The sequence below is a fragment of the Brenneria corticis genome, from assembly GCF_003115855.1.
In the GTDB taxonomy this organism is placed as follows: Bacteria; Pseudomonadota; Gammaproteobacteria; order Enterobacterales; family Enterobacteriaceae; genus Brenneria; species Brenneria corticis.
Window position 1 is genome coordinate 24,717 of record NZ_KZ819076.1, and the last position, 17,836, is coordinate 42,552.

The window sequence follows — 17,836 nt, forward strand, 5'->3', positions numbered from 1 at the left end:
CCTGCTGACTTATTTTTATTTCCCGTATAATATGTGGAGATAATATTGCTAATAAATAGATAAAAATAATAAGTCGTATATAAATAAAGTAACGCGCATGACGCTTTATTCAAAGCATCAGGACTGGCCCCCACATAACACCTTAAGGTTTATGCGAAAAACAGAATTGCTAATTCAGTATAGTGCAAAACCATGCCGTTCTTATCTGTTTTTTATTCGCAGAAGTAATGATAGCCTGATATATATTCTTATTTTTTATTATTAATCCGAATCACCATCAAAAATAGCGGCGCATAGTGCTTTGAGGGAAATAAATGCCAATTCTGTCCGCCAGATCCGGGAGGGAAGATCAATCGCCGGCCAAATCCAGCACCATCAGCGTTCTCGGCGTCCAGCAGCGATTTACAACCAGGAATAATTCCGTTACGGCGTTGACCGGGGTGGATATCGAGATTCCGGCCGGGCAGTTCCTTTCCATCGTCGGGCCGTCAGGCTGTGGGAAAAGCACGTTGCTGCGGCTTATCGGCGGACTGGATCTGCCATCGGCCGGCGAAATTCTGATCGACGACGTCAGGGTACGGGGACCACGCAGGGAAATCGGCACGGTGTTCCAGACGCCGGTGCTGTTTCCCTGGCGCACCGCGCTCGAAAACGTTCTTCTACCGGCGGTTGTGAGACGGCAGAACCGCAGGCAGGCCACGGCAAAGGCCCATGCCCTGCTTGAGGCCGTACAGCTCTCCGGATTTGAGAAGAGTTACCCCGCCGAGCTTTCCGGCGGAATGCAACAGCGCGTCGGCATTGCCCGCGCGCTCGCATCCGACCCAGGCATGCTGCTGATGGATGAACCCTTCGGCGCGCTGGACGCCCTGACCCGCGAAACCCTCAACGATCAAATTCAGCAATTATGGATGGCGCAGCGCCAGACCGTGGTCTTCGTCACCCACTCGGTGCCGGAAGCCATTTTCCTCTCGGACCGGGTGCTGGTGATGAGCGGTCGTCCCGGGCAGATCCGGGCCGATATCGCCATCGATCTTCCCAGGCCGCGCACGCTGGCCGACACCGCGACGGCGATCTTCGGCGCCTATGCCGAGGAAATACGCGGCCACCTCAATGCCAACGGCCGGCTGGATTGATCAATGAAAAATATCGTTCTCAAGACCGTATCCAGTCTCCTGTTGTTCGTCGGCCTGCTTTGCCTGTGGCACTTCAGCGTGGTCTATTTCGGCGTGCGCAGCTATGTGCTGCCGGGGCCGATCGCCGTGGCGCAGGCCCTCTGGAACGGCATCGGCAACGGACTTTACCTTGAACATATCTACGTGACGCTCACCGAAACGCTGACCGGGTTCGCCGCCGCCTTCATCGCCGCGCTGGCTCTGGCGACGCTGATTTCGCTTAGCCGCCGGGCGTCTTTTTATCTTTATCCCTATATCGTTTTCTTTCAGTCGGTGCCCAAGGTGGCATTGGCGCCGGTCATCGTGATCTGGTTCGGACTGGGCATTAACTCGAAGATCGTCACGGTGGCGCTGATGTGCTTCTTCCCGCTGATGGTGAATGCCATCGCCGGTCTCCAGTCCGCGCAGAAGGATCGGATCGATCTGTTGCGCTCGCTCGGCGCCAACCAGCTCCAGATCTTCACGCTGCTGCGTCTGCCAAGCGCGTTGCCGTTCATCGTGGCCGGCGCCGAGGTCTCGATGATCTTCGCCCTGATTGGCGCCATTGTCGCTGAGTTCGTCGGCGCGCAGGCCGGCCTCGGCGTTCTGCTGCAAACCATGGGCAGCAATCTCGACGTCGCGGGGCAATTCGCGGTGTTGGTGATCCTCGCCTCAATTGGATTTCTGCTCAACCGGATCGTCACCCTGCTCGGCGATCGGCTTCTGGCCTGGGACGCAGGCCGTAAATCACGCCGGTTCGGAAACCGGCATTAACGTTGACGCTGGAGTTCGCTATGTCGCTCAAAAGTCTTGCCCACGCCGCCCTGGCGGCGTTGTTCCTGATCCCCGCAAGCGGTGCGCTGGCGGCGGACGCGAAACCCGTGCGCTTTGCGTGGTGCACATCCTCGACCGGTATTTCGATGGCGCCGATCGCCGCGGCGAAGAAGTTCGGCTGGCTGGAGCAGGAAGGGATCGCGCTCGACATCGTCCATGTGGGTTCCGGCACCGATTGCGCGAAATATGTCGCGACCGGCGAAGTGGATTATGCCGCGCCCGCAATAGAGGCGACCGCGGCAATGAGCGCAGTCGGCGCGGACTTGAAGATCTTCTTCACTATCCAGCAGGTGTCATCCTGGAGCATTCAGGCGCCCGCCGCCGGCAACATTCGCACCGTAAAGGATCTTAAAGGCAAGAAAGTCGGCGTCATTTCGCTGTCCGCCCTTGGCGCGACGATCGTCAAGGGATTGGCAAAAGAGGCGGGACTGGATCCTGACAAGGATATATCGCTCGTCGCCGTCGGCGATGCGCAGCGCGCCGCCTATTTCCTGCAACAGAAAGAAATCGATGCGGTCAGCATTTTCACCCTGGCTCATCTGCAGATCGAAGCGCTCGGCACGCCGCTGCGAGAAGTCGAGGCCGCCTCGATCAAGGATGCGCCGTCGATCGCGCTGGTGACCCGGGGCGATTATCTGAAGGATCATCGCCAGGAGGCCGTCAAACTGGCTCGGGCCTATGCCAAGGGGCTCGCTTTTACCTTTGCCGCGCCGCGCGCCGCCGAGATGGTTTTCTATGAGGTGTTCCCGAAGGCGGTGCCGGATGCGTCGGTCGCCGCCGGGGTCCACCGCTCGAACATCACGCTGACGGAATATCATGCCGGCGCGCCTTCGCCGCTGAACGGCAATTTGCCGAGCTGGGGCTACTCGCGACCGGAGGTTTATGGCGCTTATATCGCCAGGTTGATCGACTGGGGGCTGGTTCGCGGTAGGATCAGCGAAGCGGATGTGATCGACAACAGCCTGCTGCCCGAGATTAACGATTTCGATCGCGCGGAAATCGCCGCGCTCGCCGCCAAAGCGTCGAGTGGCGACTGATAGCGAAAAGACAAAATCGAAATTCACTGCACTCCATCCACATAAGTGAGGTTTTTGCATGACAGACGTCCAAATCGCTGCGGCATCCGATATCTCCTGGCTGCGCTTGCCGGCGGCCCCCTTAACCCCCGCCGTTCGGCAGGCTCTGAGCGCCACCGTGGAGTCGATCGGCTATATCCGTCACCAGCAGACCGTCGTCGCCCATCGTCCCGCGCTGCTGACGGCCACCGCGGCCCTCGCCGAGGCGGTGCTGCGCGATCCCGAGGGCGCGCTCTCGCTGCGGGAACGGGAACTGATCGCGCTGGTGGTCAGCGCGGAAAATCGCTGCGACGCCTGCGTGATTGCGCATATCGCGGCGTTGCGCGCGCTCGGCGCCGACGAACTGTGGGCGGAGCAGGTCGCGATCAATTATCGCCGCGCCGCCCTGACGCCGAGGGAGCGCGCGCTTGCCGACTATGCGCTGAAGGTGACGCGCGCCGCCAACGGGGTGGAGCCCGGGGATCTCGATGCCGTGCGCGCGACCGGCGTGCCGGAAGAAGGTCTGCTGGAGGCGGTCGCCGTCGCCGCTTTCTTCAACCTGACCAACCGCCTCAACAGCGGTCTCGGCATTCAGGTAAACCGCGAGGCCCACGAGTCGCACCGGGGGAATGTTCCCGGATAATATGCACGCGCCGGCGGTGCGGTCAGTGGCGCTGGCAATATTTTCAGTCGCGGATAAATCATTGGCTTCCAGCGGATGTTGCGCCCGCGTTCGTCCGGGCGTTGGAGCTCAGAGCAAATCTATCAGGCGATTGCGGAACGCCTGGTCTGCCTCTCTTCCCCGTCCGGCCTGGAGGTTATCCGCCATGTGGCGCGGATTTCCCGCTCCGGGGATCACACAGGTCACCGCCGGATGGCTGAGGCAGAACTTCAGCAAGAGTTGCGGCCAACTGGCGCAGTCGTAATCTCCGGACCAGGCCGGCAGCGGTTGCCGCAGGATATTACGCAGCAGACTGCCGCCGCCGAAGGGACGGTTGATCAGCACCGCCACCCCATGCTCCCGCGCCAGAGGCAGAATGCGCCGCTCGGCCTCGCGGTCGTTGAGGGCGTAGTTAATCTGTAGGAAGTCCGGTTTTTCCGCGAGCAGCACCTTCTCCAGTTGGTCGTAGGCGCTGGCGGTGTAGTGGGTGACGCCCAGGTAGCGGATGCGGCTTTCTTCCTTCCACTGCCGCAGCGTTGCCAGGTGCTCCCGCCAGTCCACCAGGTTGTGTACCTGCATCAGGTCGATGGGCCTCTGTAGCAGGCGCATGGAATCCTGCATCTGTTCTATTCCGCGCTGGCGGCCCTGGGTCCAGACCTTGGTGGCGATAAAGGCGCGCTCGCGGCCTGGCAACCCGTCCAGCAGACCGCCGACCGCCGCCTCGGCCTGGCCGTACATCGGGGAGCTGTCGATCACCGAGCCGCCGGCGGCGAAGAGTTCTTCCAGCACCTTGCGGCAATCGGCCCAGGCGGCGCTGTCGGCAGAGGAGATATCGAAGTTGCGGTAGGTGCCGACCCCAATCACCGGCAACGGCTCGCCGCTGGCGGGAATGGCGCGGCAACTTCGCAGGCGCGCGCGGCGGACGTTTCCCGATATCTGTCCGACCAATCAGCAAGCGGCAAAGGCGGCTGCTGATGGAAGATGCGCCTGATCATCGGCCGTAATTTCCCCATGTCGGCCATGCCGTCCGGCCAGGCGGTGGGGACCACGGCGGTCCAATGACCATCGGCATCGCACTGCGCCATCTTGAAACGGAAGCTGTAATTGCCGGCCATGCCCATACGCAAGTCGCTGACCACCAGCGAATCGCCGATGATGTCGTAGCGCAGCCAATCATTCGTGAACCAGCGCAGCCTGTCATGCAGCGGCACGCCGTCCAATAACCGTGCGATATCGGGATTAAGCGGCAGACGCACCCATTCAGGCGGCTGGCTATCAAACCAGCTACTCACGGACTCATAGTAGTGGCCGTCAGGGGTTTTGGCGATAACGCGCCATAGCAGCGTATTGAATGGCATGGACACGGCAAGCACCTTTGTCGCCGTTATTCCCTGATTACTCATGGCCTGCTGAACGCGATGTTCGGCCAGCATGCGTCCGCCTAGTCCAAAGGCGAGATAGGCGGTACTGAACGCCAACGCGCAGCACAGGACGCCGACGCCGCGCGCATTCACGCCTTTTACCGCGGCAAAAACCACCGCCGCCAGCAAGGGGAGGGTGTAGAAAGGGTCGATGATGAAAATCGCCGACCAGCTTTCCGGAATGGAGGGTATCGGCCAGAAAAGCTGGGTGCCGTAAACGGTGAACGCATCCAGCACCGGGTGGGTGACGAGCACCAGCCACAGGGTTAAAAACAGGCGGCCCCCGCTGTAGGGCGCGGCGGGCCAGCGCTGTCGAATCAGCCAGCTTAACAGCGCCGCCAATGCCGTCAGCACGAAGATGGAATGCGAAAATCCGCGGTGATAGGTCATCATCGACACCGGGTCGGCGTAGCGTATTACCACGTCCAGGTCCGGCAGGGTCGCCAGCGCGGCGCCGTAGAAAAGTGCGCGCCGTCCCTGCGCCCGCCCCAACAGACTGCCTTGTATTGCTCCCCCCAACAGGGCCTGTGTTACAGAATCCATATGATGAGCCTCTACCTATCAGGTGAATAGGGTTTCGCATAAGCCTGCGAAACCCTGACATCTTAGCGGTGAACGCGGCGGCGGTGCACAACAAAAGTGCATCATGTGACTTTGTAGTGCGCTTTCCCTGTACCTCTTTTCTTGTTTCCCCTGCCCGAATCCTTCAATAAGGCGCAGCCCGGCTTTTATGGTTGATTTTTTATTTGGCATCAATTTTGCTTGTTGTACATACAAGATTATACATTAGATGATCTGTAAGACTGGCGCTGGCGGCCGCTGTTCGCAACCGGGAATGCCGTGGCCGGGAAAAGGAGATTTCCACAGGAAGGGCAAATATAAGCGCGCAGCGTGAAAAGCAGGCTCTGACGCCAGGCGCATCGCAGACAGACGATAAGGTGACCGGATAAAGCATGATCTTATTTGACGACGTAACAAAACACTATGCGGACGGCACGCTGGTCGTAGACCGGCTTTCATTTAGCGCGCCGACCGGCAAGCTCACCATTCTCGTCGGTCCGTCGGGGTGCGGCAAAACCACCTCGCTGCGTATGATTAACCGGCTGATTCAGCCCTCTTCAGGAAAAATTCTCCTCAACGGCCAGTCTACGGCGGAGATGGACGTGGTGCAATTGCGCCGCAAGATCGGCTATGTGATTCAGAGCGCCGGCCTGTTTCCTCATAAGACCATTGTCGATAACGTCGCGGTCACCGCCCGCCTCAATGGCGCATCGCGCCATGCCGCGAGGAAGACGGCGATGGAGCTGCTGGAGCGCGTGGGGTTGTCCGCCGCGCTGGCGCAGCGTTATCCGTGGCAGTTATCCGGCGGTCAGCAGCAGCGCGTCGGAGTGGCCAGGGCGCTGGCGTCGGACCCTGAATTTATGCTGATGGATGAACCGTTCAGCGCCGTGGATCCGGTGGTGCGCGAACAGTTGCAGGATGAGTTTTTACGCCTGCAGCGGGATATCGGCAAAACCATCATCATGGTGACTCACGATATTGATGAAGCGATGAAACTCGGCGATCGGATCGCCGTGTTAAGGCCGGGCGGGCGGCTGGCGCAAATCGCTTCGCCGGCGGAACTGCTGAATGCGCCGCGGGATCCGTTCGTCGCCGACTTTATCGGCCGGGATCGCGGTTATCGCAAGCTGACGTTCAGCGCGATCCACCCCCGGCTGGCGTTGCAGGATGAGCCTGCCGTCGCGCTGAATTCTTCAACCGCCGAGGCGCGCAACTGCGCCAACGGGCGATGGGTTCTGGTGGTTGAGGAGGGGCGGCCGCTGGGCTGGTTCGATCTCAATCAGCCGCGCGAGGTCGTCGGCCGGCAGGATCTCAATCTGGGCAGCACCTTCGCGCCCTTGTCCGGTTCGTTAAGGCAACTGACCGATGCGGTGCTCAGTTCGCCCTGTCAGCGGGGGATCGTGGTCGACGAACAGCAGAAATTGCTGGGGTCGGTCAATATGGAGAGCGTGCTGGCGGCATTGCAGAACCACGGCGCGGGGGACGCATTATGAGATTCGACTGGCTGATGCGCCAGAGCGACCAGATTTTACATCTGTTCGGCTGGCATCTTTATCTGTCGGTGGTGCCGGTCATCGTCGGGCTGATACTGGCGATCCCCACCGGCTGGGCGATTCATCATCTGCCCCGCCTTAAGAGCGCGATCCTCAGCCTGTTCGGGTTGCTGTACACCATCCCGTCTCTGGCGCTGTTCGTCCTGCTGCCCGGCATCCTTGGCACCAGAATTCTCGATACGCTCAACGTGCTGGTGGCGCTGACCATTTACGCCTTCGCGCTGCTGGTGCGTACGGTATGCGACGGGCTCGACTCGGTGTCGGAGGATGTGCGTCAGGCGGCGGCGGGGCTGGGCTACAGGCCGCTGTCGCGCTTTTTGACCGTCGAGCTGCCGGTGGCGTTGCCGGTGATCGCCGCCGGACTGCGGGTGGTGGTGGTGTCCAACGTCAGCATTGTCTCGATCGCCGCGCTGGTCGGCATGCCGCAGCTCGGCACGCTGTTCACCCAGGGATTTCAGCTCCATTTCCTCACCCCGATTATCGCCGGCATCGTGCTGTGCATCCTGCTGGCGCTGATACTCGATAATCTGGTGCTGTTGTTAACGCGCAGGATGACCTGCTGGATACCGCCGCGGGGGCTACGATGATTGACTGGTTTTTAGATAGCGCCCACTGGCTGGGCGACGAAGGCATGCTGCAACTGATTTATCAGCATCTGCTGTACAGCCTCGCGGCGTTGGCGATTGCGCTGGCGTTGGCGTTTCCCGTCGGCTGTTACGTCGGCCATACCGGTAAAGGCGGCGTGATGCTGATCGGCTGGGCCAATGCGCTGCGCGCGCTGCCGTCGTTCGGCTTGATTATCCTGCTGGTGATTCTGTTCGGCCCGGTATTCGAGTCCGATATGGCCTTTATCGTGCCCTGTCTGATCGTCCTGATCATTCTGGCGCTGCCGCCGATTATGCTGGGAATTTATTCCGGCATCGCCGCGATCGATTCCGCGGTGATTGATGCCGCCGCCGGAATGGGCTACTCCCCGTTGCGGATATTATTCACGGTGGAGCTGCCTTGCGCGCTGGCGCTGATCCTGTCCGGTATTCGCAGCGCGGCCCTGCAAATCATCTCCACCGCCACCATCGCCGCCTATGTGTCGCTGGGCGGGCTGGGCCGTCTGATTATCGACGGCCGGGCGCAGAATGATTATCAGCAGATGGCGGCGGGCGCCATTCTGGTGGCGTTGCTGGCGCTGCTGACGGATTGCCTGTTTTCCCTGCTTACGCGTTTGTGTGTTTCGCCCGGTATTCTGCGGCGCGAATCTCGTCTTAAAAAGCACGTTTCAACGTCCTCTTCTCTCGATCGGAGCCTGGTAAAATGAAATTCACTCAACTGCTTGCCGTCTCGCTGTTTTCCACCGTGCTGTTTCAGTCCGCGCACGCCGAATCCAATAACGCCGCCGCCAAGGATGTCGGCACCGTGATCGTCGGCTCGGCCGATTTCCCGGAAAGCCAGCTGCTGGCGACCATTTATGCCGGCGCGCTTACGGCAAATAACATCAAGGTGGAGAAGAAATTAAATATCGGCAGTCGCGAGGTTTACCTGCCGGCGCTGCTGGACGGCTCGATCCACCTGCTCCCGGAGTACAGCGGCGCCACGCTGAGCTATCTGGATCACGCCACTCAGGCGCACAGTTCCGCAGAGGTGGAGAAAGCGCTGGCCGCCGCGCTGCCGCCGGGCATCAGAATGCTGGAAATCTCCTCCGCCCAGAACAGCGACGTGCTGGCCGTGACGGAGAAAACCGCCAGGCAGTACAATCTGAAAACCATTGACGATCTGGCGCCGATAGCCGGACAGCTGGTGCTGGGCGGCCCTGCCGAGTGGAAAAGCCGCCGTGAAGGGGTTAAGGGATTACAGGACGTGTACGGCCTGACCTTTAAATCCTTCAAGGTGCTGGACGTCGCCGGTCCGTTAACGTTGTCCGCCCTGAGGAACAATCAGATTCAGGTGGCGGATCTGACCTCTACGACGCCGGAACTGAAGAAAAATCATCTGGTGGCGCTGTCCGATCCCCGCAACCTGTTTTTGGCGCAGAACATCGTGCCGCTGATCGCGGAAGATAAATTGAACGGCACTATCGAGACGGTGCTGAATAAGGTGTCGGCCCGGCTTACCACCGAAGATTTGATCGCCATGAATGAAAAACTGGGCAATTTTGAAAGTATTGACGATGTGGCCGACGCATGGCTGGTTCAGCACGGTATCAAACAATAAGGCGGGCGCAAGCGGATGAACACAACACGGGATGAACGGCGCGCGGGCGATCAGGATTGCGTGGTGCTGGGCAGGGCGGCCTCATCGCCGGCGGACATCGTCGGCATCGCCGATGGGGCGCGGGTGGCGCTGGAAGCGACGGCCCTTGAGGGGATGCTGACGGTAAACCGGCGCATCCATCAGGCTATCGCCGAGGGGCGGGTTATTTACGGGCTGACCACCGGCGTCGGCGATCTGGTCACGCAGCGTTTGTCCGCGGACGATATCGCCGATGTTCAGCTGAATATGCTGCGCAGCCACGCCTGCGGCGTGGGCGCGCCCCTGGCGGAGCGCGAGGTGCGCGCCATGATGGCGGTGATGCTCAAATCGCTGCTGCAGGGCTACAGCGGGGTCAGTCCGGCGCTGGCGGCGGCGATGGCCGAGATGCTGAACAAGGGGGTCACGCCCTGGTCGCCGGCCAAAGGGTCGGTCGGCTATTTGATCGCCACCGCGCATATCGGGCTGGCGGTCTTCGGCATCGGCAAATGCTGGTATCAAGGGGCGTTGCTGCCGGCGAAAGAGGCGCTCGAACGGGCGGGTATTGAACTGCGCACGCCCGGCCCGCGCGAAGGGCACGCGCTGGTCAGCGGCACTTATGAAATCACCGCGCTGGGTTGCCTGGCGGTGGAAGCGTTTCAGGCGCTGCTGCCGGTGGCGGACGCCGCCGGCGCCATGAGTCTTGAGGCGCTGAAGGGCAATACCCGCGGTTATGACGCCCGCCTGCACGCGCTGCGGCCGTTTCACGGTCAGCAGGAGACCGCGCGTATTTTGCGCAGCCTGCTGACGGACAGCGAAATTCTGGATAAGTACCGCGACTTTCGGGTACAGGATGCCCTCAGCCTGCGCTGTATTCCGCAGATCCACGGCGCGGTGCGCGATCAGCTGGCCCATTGTCGGCAGATGGTGACCACCGAACTGAATTCGGTAACCGATAATCCGGTGTTTTTGCTCGAACAGGATGAACTGGTGGTGCTGCCGGGCGGCAACGGTCATGGCGCGCCGCTGGCGCTGAGCCTGGATGCGCTGGCGATTGCCGTCGCGCAGCTCAGCACCGCGTCTCAGGCGCGCTCGGACCGGCTGACCAATAGCCATCTTAGCGGCCTGCCCGCTTTCCTGATTGCCCAGGGCGGGGCGAACTCCGGCATGATGATCCCGCCTTACGTCGCCGCGGCCCTGGCCGGCGAGAACCGCGCTCTGGCGGCGCCGGCCAGCGTGCACACGGTGTCCACCTGCGCCGGCCAGGAGGATCACGTCAGCATGGGGGTAAGCGCGGCGCGCAAGGCGCTGGAGGGGATTGAAAACGCCGTCGATATCGTGGCCATCGAATTGCTGTGCGCCACCCAGGCGCTGGAGTTTCACCGTCCGCTGCGCGCGTCGCGCGGCAGTGAAACGGTGCTGGCGGCGGTGCGCCGTCAGGTGCCTTTTCGCCAGCGGGACCGCGAAATGGCGCCTGATATGCGGGCCGTTCGCGATCTGATTAGCGGCGGCGAGCTGTTGCGGCGTCTGACGCCCATCGTTTATCCCGTTGCAAATGAGGACGCCGACCGATAAGCGTCAGGCATTCGCGCGGGCGGCTTAAACCATCGCCTCCGCTTCCTTTCAGCTCTCATTTCTCCTTAATTTCCCCGGAGCCAGGTTTCGCTCCGGGGAACGCGGTTATTTCACCATCGGCAGAGTGAGCCGGTATTTTTTGGCGGTGTCGATCGCCAGATCGTAACCGGCGTCCGCATGGCGCATCACCCCGGTCGCCGGGTCGTTCCACAGCACGCGCGCTAAACGGATATCGGCTTCCGGGCTGCCGTCGCAGACAATCACCATGCCGGCGTGCTGCGAGAATCCCATGCCGACGCCGCCGCCGTGATGCAGGCTGACCCAGGTGGCGCCGCCGGCGGTGCTGAGCAGCGCGTTAAGCAGCGGCCAGTCGGATACCGCATCGGAACCATCCCGCATCGATTCCGTTTCGCGGTTGGGAGAGGCCACCGATCCGCAGTCAAGGTGGTCGCGGCCAATAACGATCGGCGCTTTCAGCTCGCCGTTGCGCACCATTTCATTAAACGCCAGGCCGGCAAGATGGCGCTCGCCCAGACCCAGCCAGCAGATGCGCGACGGCAGTCCCTGGAAGGCGATGCGCTCCCGCGCCATATCCAGCCAGCGGATCAGGTTTTTATTGTCCGGGAACAGCTCCTTCAGCTTCGCGTCCGTTTTGTAGATATCCTCGGGATCGCCGGACAGCGCCACCCAGCGGAAAGGGCCTTTGCCTTCGCAGAACAGCGGACGGATATAGGCGGGCACAAAGCCGGGGAAATCAAACGCGTTCTCCACGCCTTCCTCCAACGCCACCTGACGGATATTGTTGCCGTAATCCACGGTGGGGATGCCCATATGGCAGAAGTCGAGCATTGCCTGCACGTGCACCGCCATTGACGCGCGGGCGGCTTTTTCCACCGTTTTCGGATTGGCCTTGCGTTCCTGTTCCCAGCGTTCAACGCTCCAGCCCGCCGGCAGGTAACCGTTGATCGGATCGTGGGCGGAGGTTTGATCGGTCACGATGTCCGGCTTGATGCCGCCATTTCCGGCGCGTTTGACCAGCTCAGGCAGGATCTCCGCCGCGTTGCCCAGCAGGCCGACGGAAATCGCCCGTTTTTCCCGGCCGGCCCGTTCGATTATCGCCAGCGCTTCGTCCAGGCTATAGGCTTTATAGTCAAGGTAACGGGTGCGCAGGCGGAAGTCGATGCGTGACTCCTGGCACTCCACCGCCAGTACGGAGGCGCCCGCCAGCACGCCCGCCAGCGGCTGCGCGCCGCCCATGCCGCCTAATCCGGCGGTCAGGATCCATTTACCGCTCAGGTCGTTGTGGTAATGCTGGCGTCCGGCTTCGACGAATGTTTCATAGGTGCCCTGAACGATGCCCTGCGCGCCGATGTAGATCCACGAGCCGGCGGTCATCTGGCCGTACATCATCAGGCCGGCCTTATCCAGCTCATGGAAATGATCCCAGTTCGCCCAGTGCGGCACCAGATTGGAGTTGGCGATCAGCACGCGCGGCGCGTCGGCGTGGGTACGGAATACGGCGACCGGCTTGCCGGATTGCACCAGCAGCGTCTCTTCCGGCTGCAGCGCCCGCAGCGAGCGCAGGATCTGTTCAAAACAGGCGTGGTTGCGGGCGGCTTTACCGATGCCGCCGTAGACGACGAGATCTTCCGGGCGTTCAGCGACGTCGGGATCCAGGTTATTCTGGATCATGCGGTAGGCGGCCTCGATCAACCAGTTGGCGCAATGAAGCGTATTGCCTCTGGGCGCGCGGATTTCACGTGCTACGGCCTGACTTACTGATTCACTCATTAGCTTTTTCCTTCTGCAAACAACCGGGTTCCCGGTACTCAATTGGGGGAACTTTATTGTATAAGCTTGTATATACAAGTATATTTAAGCAATGTTTGTGCCAGATAGATAAAATTTATTTATATCAATAGATTATGCGAAGCGTTTCAACGCCCGGATCAGGATAAACGCCGTTTCTGCACCATACAGGCACCTTTTATCCGTTTGAGCGCGCAGCGTCGGGGCAAACATGCTGCCGGGGGCTGATGCGGGTAAAGAGCATCCGCGCGTCGCTGGAGTGCGGGACGATCGCCTCGCCGTTGCGCAGCCACCAGACGCCTTGTCCGGCGGTCAACCGCTTCCCGGCGGCGCGCCATTGGCCGGCGATAATCCAGGCCACGCCGCTCTCCGCCCGTTGCGCCCGATCGGTGACGCAGACGTCGGCGTTGAAACGATCGCGCGCGGTCATGATGTTAAAGTCCAGACTGGGCGCGCCGGATAGCCGGGCATAAACGGACTCTTCGCCGGCAAAGCGCAAAGGTCGGTTCACCCGCAGAGCGTGAGGCGGCTTGCCGGCAAACTCCAGTTCGACGCCGTCGCCCTGCAACAGGGTGATCACCCTGTCGGCGCCGGGAAAGGATGAGAAGGGGCCGCTGGCCGCGATGGTGGCGATACTGGCCCGCCAGCCGAAGGCATCTTCTCCGCCAGGAAAGCGGACGATTTCCCGCGTTTCGCCGCCGCCGTTACGCCAGCGGCAGACCGGCAGGTCGTGCAGTTGGTAAAGATGCATCATAACAGGGCCTGCATAACGGCACGGAAACGGGCGTCGCTTTCCTCCTGTCGGGCATGCCGTCCCTGACGAATAACCTGCCGGCCGGCGACCCACACATCGCGGATCTGGCCGCGGTGGCCGCCAAACAGCCAGCGATTCATTCTATGCCGGTCGTCGTCCAGCGCCAGAAAGGCGTCGTCCTCCAGTACCAGCCAGTCCGCGCGGCAGCCCGGCGCCAGCCTGCCGGCGTTGATCCGGCAGGCCTGCGCGCCGCCCTGCGCCGCCTGCCGATATAGCAGATCGCCCACCGAGGTTTCGCCGTCCGTTACGATACGGTTGCGGCGTCGGTCGCGCAGGCGCTGGCCGTATTCCAGCCAACGTAATTCCTCCACCACGTCCAGCGAGACGTGGCTGTCGGAACCGATGCCCCAGCGTCCGCCCAGCGCGATATATTCCGTTGCCGGAAAGATCCCGTCGCCCAGATTGGCTTCGGTGGTCGGACACAGCCCGGCCACCGAACCGCTGGCGGCCAGACGGCGGATTTCTGCGTCATCAAGGTGCGTGGCGTGCACCAGACACCAGCGATCGTCGACCTCAAAGCGATCCAATAGCCAGTTCACCGGCCGTTCTCCGCTCCAGGCCAGGCAGTCATCGACCTCTTTTTCCTGCTCGGCGATATGAATATGCACCGCAAGCCGCTCGCCGAGGGAGGAGAGCACGTCGTGCATCTGTTCGCCGGTGACGGCGCGCAGCGAATGGAAACAGATCCCCTGATTGTGCAAGGGCTTATCGGCCAGCAGGCGGCGTAAATGCGCCTGCTGGCGCAGGTAGCGGTCGGCATCCTGAATAAAGCGCCGCTGTCCGGCCTGCGGCGGCTGCGCGCCAAAACCGGAATAGCTATAAAGCACCGGCAGCAGCGTCTGGCCGATGCCCGCCTGTTCGGCGGCGTGAATCAACCGCGGCAGCATGGCGTCGTCGGCGTAAGGCCGACCCTGTTCATCGTGATGCAGATAGTGGAATTCCGCCACCTGCGTGTAGCCGCCTTTCAGCATATCGATATACAGCCGGGTGGCGATGTCTCCGACCTGCTCCGGCGTTAACTGTTGCACCATGCGATACATCAGCTCTCGCCACGTCCAGAAACTGTCCTGCGGATTTCCCGCCACCTCCGTCAGTCCCGCCATGGCGCGCTGAAAGGCATGCGAATGCAGGTTGGTCATACCCGGGATCACCGCCCCGGCGAGGCGGATTGCGTCGTCCGCCCGACTATTGGCGGTGACGGCGGCGATCTCCCCCTGCGCGTTGACATCAATGCGTACGGACGACTTCCAGCCTTCCGCCAGCAGCGCATGCGGCGCGAAATAACTCGTCATGCTTGCGTTCCCCGGATGTTATTGTATCAATCGACAATCTTGTATATACATGTTTATATTATTACGCTAAATAATGCAATATGTGCCGGGGGAGAGAACGATGGCGGTTGAATTTGACTGTGACAGCCTGTGGTATGGCGCGGATGTCGTCACCATGCGCGACGGGCGCTATAACCTGATTGAAGACGGAGCGATTGCGGTAAAAAACGACCGCATCGTCTGGGTTGGCCCGCGGAAAGCGGCGCTGGCGGCGCGCGCCGGGCGGCGAATCGATTTTGGCGGCGGCATCGTCACCCCCGGTCTGATCGATTGCCACACGCATCTGGTGTTTGGCGGCGATCGCAGCGCGGAGTTTGAACAACGGCTCAATGGCGCCAGCTATGCGCAGATTGCCGCGGGCGGCGGCGGTATTTTGTCCACGGTACGCGCGACGCGCGCCGCCAGCGCCGAAGAACTGGCGCAGAGCGCGCGGCGGCGTATCGCCTGTCTGTTGGCGGAGGGGGTGACGACGCTGGAGATCAAATCCGGCTATGGTCTGGATGAAGAGAGCGAACTGCGTATGTTGCAGGTGATCCGCACGTTGGCGCGCGAGTTGCCGGTGGAGATTCACGCCACCTGTCTGGCGGCGCATGCCGTACCGCCGGAATACCGCGACGATCCCGATGGCTGGATAGACGTCATCTGCCAACGGCTGCTGCCGCAGGTAAAAGCGCAGGGGCTGGCCGATTCGGTGGACGCCTTTTGCGAACATCTGGCTTTTTCCGCCGCCCAGGTCGAACGCGTGTTCGCCTGCGCCCGGCAGCACGCGTTGCCGGTGCGGCTGCATGCGGCGCAGCTGTCGTTTTCGGAAGGATGCCAGCTGGCCGCCCGTTTCCAGGCGCTATCGGCCGACCATCTGGAGTACGCCACCGAGCGCGATGCGCAGGCGATGGCCGCTCAGGGCACCGTGGCGGTGCTGCTGCCCGGCGCATTCTATCTGCTGCGGGAAACGCAGCTGCCGCCGGTTGACGCCTTTCGCCGTCACGGCGTTCCCATGGCGCTGGCCAGCGACGCCAATCCCGGCACCTCGCCCGCGCTCTCCTTACGGCTGATGCTCAATATGGGCTGCACGCTCTTCGGCATGACGCCGGAAGAGGCGCTGGCCGGGGTGACGCTGCACGCCGCCGGCGCGCTGGGCATGACGGCAACGCACGGTTCGCTGGAAGCGGGGAAAGTGGCGAATTTCGTGCATTGGCCGCTGTCTCGTCCGGCGGAGCTGACCTATTGGCTGGGAGGGCAGTTGCCTTGCCGGGTTATCTATCATGGAGAAATGCGATGACACCTTTTGATTTTAGCGCCGGCGCCTTGCCGCTGCTGGTCAGTATTCCTCACGCCGGCACCGCGTTGACGCCGGAAGTGGACGCGGGGCTGAGCGAGGCGGCGCGTCCGTTGTCGGATACCGACTGGCATATTCCCCTGCTGTATGATTTCGCGCGTTCAATGGGCGCCAGCGTGCTGGTCGGCAACTATTCGCGTTTGGTGGTCGATCTCAACCGGCCGGCCGACGATCGGCCGCTTTATAGCACGGCGACAACCGGCCTGTTTCCGGATACGTTGTTTGATGGCACGCCCGCGTTCAGGGACGGCATGACGCCGACGGCGCAACAGCGTCAGGGCTATCTTGAGCATATCTGGCAACCTTATCATCACCAGCTACAGCGGGAGCTGGCGCGGCTGAAGCAGCAGTTTGGCTACGCGCTGCTGTTTGACGCCCATTCGATAGCCTCGACGATCCCGCGTCTGTTTGCGGGGCGTCTGCCTGACCTGAACCTGGGCACCAATGATGGAAAAAGTTGCGGCGAGGCGATCGCTCAGGCGCTGAGCGCGCGTTGTCAGGCGCAATCGCATTTCAGCTGGGTTCTCAACGGTCGTTTTAAAGGCGGATATATTACCCGCGCTTACGGCCGGCCGGCGGAGCGACAGCATGCGGTGCAGCTGGAGTTGGCGCAGTGTAATTATATGGATGAGCATCCGCCTTTCCGCTGGCAGGAGCAAAAGGCGGCAACGCTGCGGCCGCTGCTGCAATCGTTAGTGGAGACGCTGTTGCAGCAAGGGCGGGACGCCTGAGGCTAAATCCATCCCGGTTAAGGGAATATCAACCGTTCTGCTGAAAGCGGCCGAACATTTTATAGCGGGCGCCGGGATAGAGCAGTCGGGCGCAGGTGACGACGCTATCCCGGTGCCAGGTACGGCGCTGAATTTGCAGGCAGGGTTCGTGGGAGGCGATATGCAGGAGTTTTTGCTCTTCCGGGCTGCCGCTCACGGCTTCCACCGTGTGTTCCGCGGCGGTCAGCGGCGCGACCTGGCTCAGGTAAACGAACGGGGTATTTTGGGTAAAATCCTGCCGCAAGTATTCCGGGGCGATCTGCGGATTGACCAGGCGATCTTCCAGCTGAACCGGGATGCCGTCTTCAAAGTGCACAATGCGCGAGTGATAGAGCGGGGCGCCGACGGTCAGTTCGAATTTCAAAGCGTCTGATTCGCTGGAGGGCTCTTGCTGCAAAAACAGCACCTGACTGGTGTGACGATGGCCGCGGCTTTTAATCTCATCTGAAATATTATGCACTTCCAACATCGGGGTAAACGCTTTCCGCTCCGCCACAAAGGTGCCCACGCCCTGTAAACGCATTAAATAGCCTTCATGCGTCAATTCTCGCAGCGCGCGGTTGATGGTCATCCGGCTAACGTTCAGTTCATTCACCAGTTCGCTTTCGGAAGGCACGCGCTGACGCGGCTGCCAGTGGCCGTTATCGATCTGGTTAACGATAACTTGCTTAATCTGCTGATAGAGCGGGGCGGGCCGGTCGTTGGCGCCGGCTATCATCTCCGCTAATGTTTTATTTTGGGTCAT

General features: G+C 61.3%; 17 protein-coding genes. 11 read left to right on the plus strand and 6 right to left on the minus strand.

Annotated features, from left to right (window positions below; all coding sequences use genetic code 11):
• Window positions 1-314: 314 nt before the first annotated feature.
• Genes DDT56_RS08185 through DDT56_RS08200 form a run of 4 tightly spaced genes read left to right on the plus strand, consistent with a single transcriptional unit; the run spans window position 315 to window position 3,683 of the window.
• Entirely contained in the window at window positions 315-1,133 is an 819-nt protein-coding gene (locus tag DDT56_RS08185) for an ABC transporter ATP-binding protein (protein WP_136165969.1), read from the plus strand.
• Between the two features lie 3 nt (window positions 1,134-1,136).
• Window positions 1,137-1,925 (plus strand): ABC transporter permease, encoded by a 789-nt coding sequence (locus tag DDT56_RS08190; RefSeq protein WP_136165970.1) that lies wholly within the window; start codon window positions 1,137-1,139, stop codon window positions 1,923-1,925.
• A 20-nt stretch (window positions 1,926-1,945) separates the two neighbouring features.
• Window positions 1,946-3,022 (plus strand): ABC transporter substrate-binding protein, encoded by a 1,077-nt coding sequence (locus tag DDT56_RS08195; RefSeq protein ID WP_136165971.1) that lies wholly within the window; start codon window positions 1,946-1,948, stop codon window positions 3,020-3,022.
• Between the two features lie 58 nt (window positions 3,023-3,080).
• Window positions 3,081-3,683 carry a peroxidase-related enzyme gene (locus tag DDT56_RS08200; RefSeq protein ID WP_136165972.1) on the plus strand — a complete coding sequence of 201 codons (603 nt, stop codon included), beginning with the start codon at window positions 3,081-3,083 and terminating at the stop codon, window positions 3,681-3,683.
• A 108-nt stretch (window positions 3,684-3,791) separates the two neighbouring features.
• On the opposite strand, the gene DDT56_RS08205 is transcribed toward DDT56_RS08200, so the two are convergent.
• Together DDT56_RS08205 and DDT56_RS08210 are read right to left on the minus strand one after the other, a co-directional pair.
• A complete protein-coding gene (locus DDT56_RS08205) occupies window positions 3,792-4,565 on the minus strand; it encodes an aldo/keto reductase (RefSeq protein WP_246856752.1) in 774 nt (257 codons plus the stop codon).
• On the minus strand, window positions 4,562-5,665 hold the full coding sequence (locus DDT56_RS08210; protein ID WP_136165973.1) for a metal-dependent hydrolase: 1,104 nt from the start codon (window positions 5,663-5,665) through the stop codon (window positions 4,562-4,564). The genes DDT56_RS08205 and DDT56_RS08210 overlap by 4 nt, the downstream gene beginning before the upstream one ends.
• Window positions 5,666-6,075: 410 nt before the next feature.
• Between DDT56_RS08210 and DDT56_RS08215 the strand changes: the two genes are divergently transcribed.
• From DDT56_RS08215 to DDT56_RS08235, 5 genes are read left to right on the plus strand one after another with little or no spacing between them, the layout of a single operon-like run.
• The gene (locus DDT56_RS08215) at window positions 6,076-7,176 is read left to right on the plus strand and encodes an ABC transporter ATP-binding protein (protein WP_136165974.1); all 1,101 of its coding nucleotides are present in this window, start codon (window positions 6,076-6,078) and stop codon (window positions 7,174-7,176) included.
• A complete protein-coding gene (locus DDT56_RS08220) occupies window positions 7,173-7,823 on the plus strand; it encodes an ABC transporter permease (protein ID WP_136165975.1) in 651 nt (216 codons plus the stop codon). Before DDT56_RS08215 ends, DDT56_RS08220 begins: the two co-directional genes overlap by 4 nt.
• Complete coding sequence (locus tag DDT56_RS08225; RefSeq protein WP_009111301.1) at window positions 7,820-8,548, plus strand: ABC transporter permease; 729 nt, start codon at window positions 7,820-7,822, stop codon at window positions 8,546-8,548. The genes DDT56_RS08220 and DDT56_RS08225 overlap by 4 nt, the downstream gene beginning before the upstream one ends.
• Window positions 8,545-9,441: an ABC transporter substrate-binding protein gene (locus DDT56_RS08230; protein ID WP_136165976.1), complete on the plus strand. Its 897-nt coding sequence runs from the start codon at window positions 8,545-8,547 to the stop codon at window positions 9,439-9,441. Before DDT56_RS08225 ends, DDT56_RS08230 begins: the two co-directional genes overlap by 4 nt.
• A 15-nt stretch (window positions 9,442-9,456) precedes the next feature.
• The gene (locus tag DDT56_RS08235; RefSeq protein ID WP_136165977.1) at window positions 9,457-11,031 is read left to right on the plus strand and encodes an HAL/PAL/TAL family ammonia-lyase; all 1,575 of its coding nucleotides are present in this window, start codon (window positions 9,457-9,459) and stop codon (window positions 11,029-11,031) included.
• Between the two features lie 105 nt (window positions 11,032-11,136).
• Here the strand turns inward: DDT56_RS08235 and hutU are convergent, their stop codons facing one another.
• The 3 genes from hutU to DDT56_RS08250 all read right to left on the minus strand — a co-directional run bounded on the left by hutU (window position 11,137) and on the right by DDT56_RS08250 (window position 14,946).
• Complete coding sequence (gene hutU / locus DDT56_RS08240) at window positions 11,137-12,822, minus strand: urocanate hydratase (RefSeq protein ID WP_136165978.1); 1,686 nt, start codon at window positions 12,820-12,822, stop codon at window positions 11,137-11,139.
• A gap of 196 nt (window positions 12,823-13,018) precedes the next feature.
• Window positions 13,019-13,594, minus strand: coding sequence for a HutD/Ves family protein (locus DDT56_RS08245; RefSeq protein WP_136165979.1), 576 nt, complete (start codon window positions 13,592-13,594; stop codon window positions 13,019-13,021).
• Entirely contained in the window at window positions 13,591-14,946 is a 1,356-nt protein-coding gene (locus DDT56_RS08250) for a formimidoylglutamate deiminase (protein WP_136165980.1), read from the minus strand. The genes DDT56_RS08245 and DDT56_RS08250 overlap by 4 nt, the downstream gene beginning before the upstream one ends.
• A 100-nt stretch (window positions 14,947-15,046) precedes the next feature.
• Between DDT56_RS08250 and hutI the strand changes: the two genes are divergently transcribed.
• Window positions 15,047-16,264 (plus strand): imidazolonepropionase, encoded by a 1,218-nt coding sequence (gene hutI / locus DDT56_RS08255; protein ID WP_136165981.1) that lies wholly within the window; start codon window positions 15,047-15,049, stop codon window positions 16,262-16,264.
• Entirely contained in the window at window positions 16,261-17,052 is a 792-nt protein-coding gene (gene hutG, locus DDT56_RS08260) for an N-formylglutamate deformylase (RefSeq protein ID WP_136165982.1), read from the plus strand. Before hutI ends, hutG begins: the two co-directional genes overlap by 4 nt.
• Window positions 17,053-17,080: 28 nt before the next feature.
• Here hutG and hutC read toward each other — a convergent pair whose 3' ends face one another.
• Window positions 17,081-17,836: a histidine utilization transcriptional repressor HutC gene (gene hutC / locus DDT56_RS08265; RefSeq protein WP_136165983.1), complete on the minus strand. Its 756-nt coding sequence runs from the start codon at window positions 17,834-17,836 to the stop codon at window positions 17,081-17,083.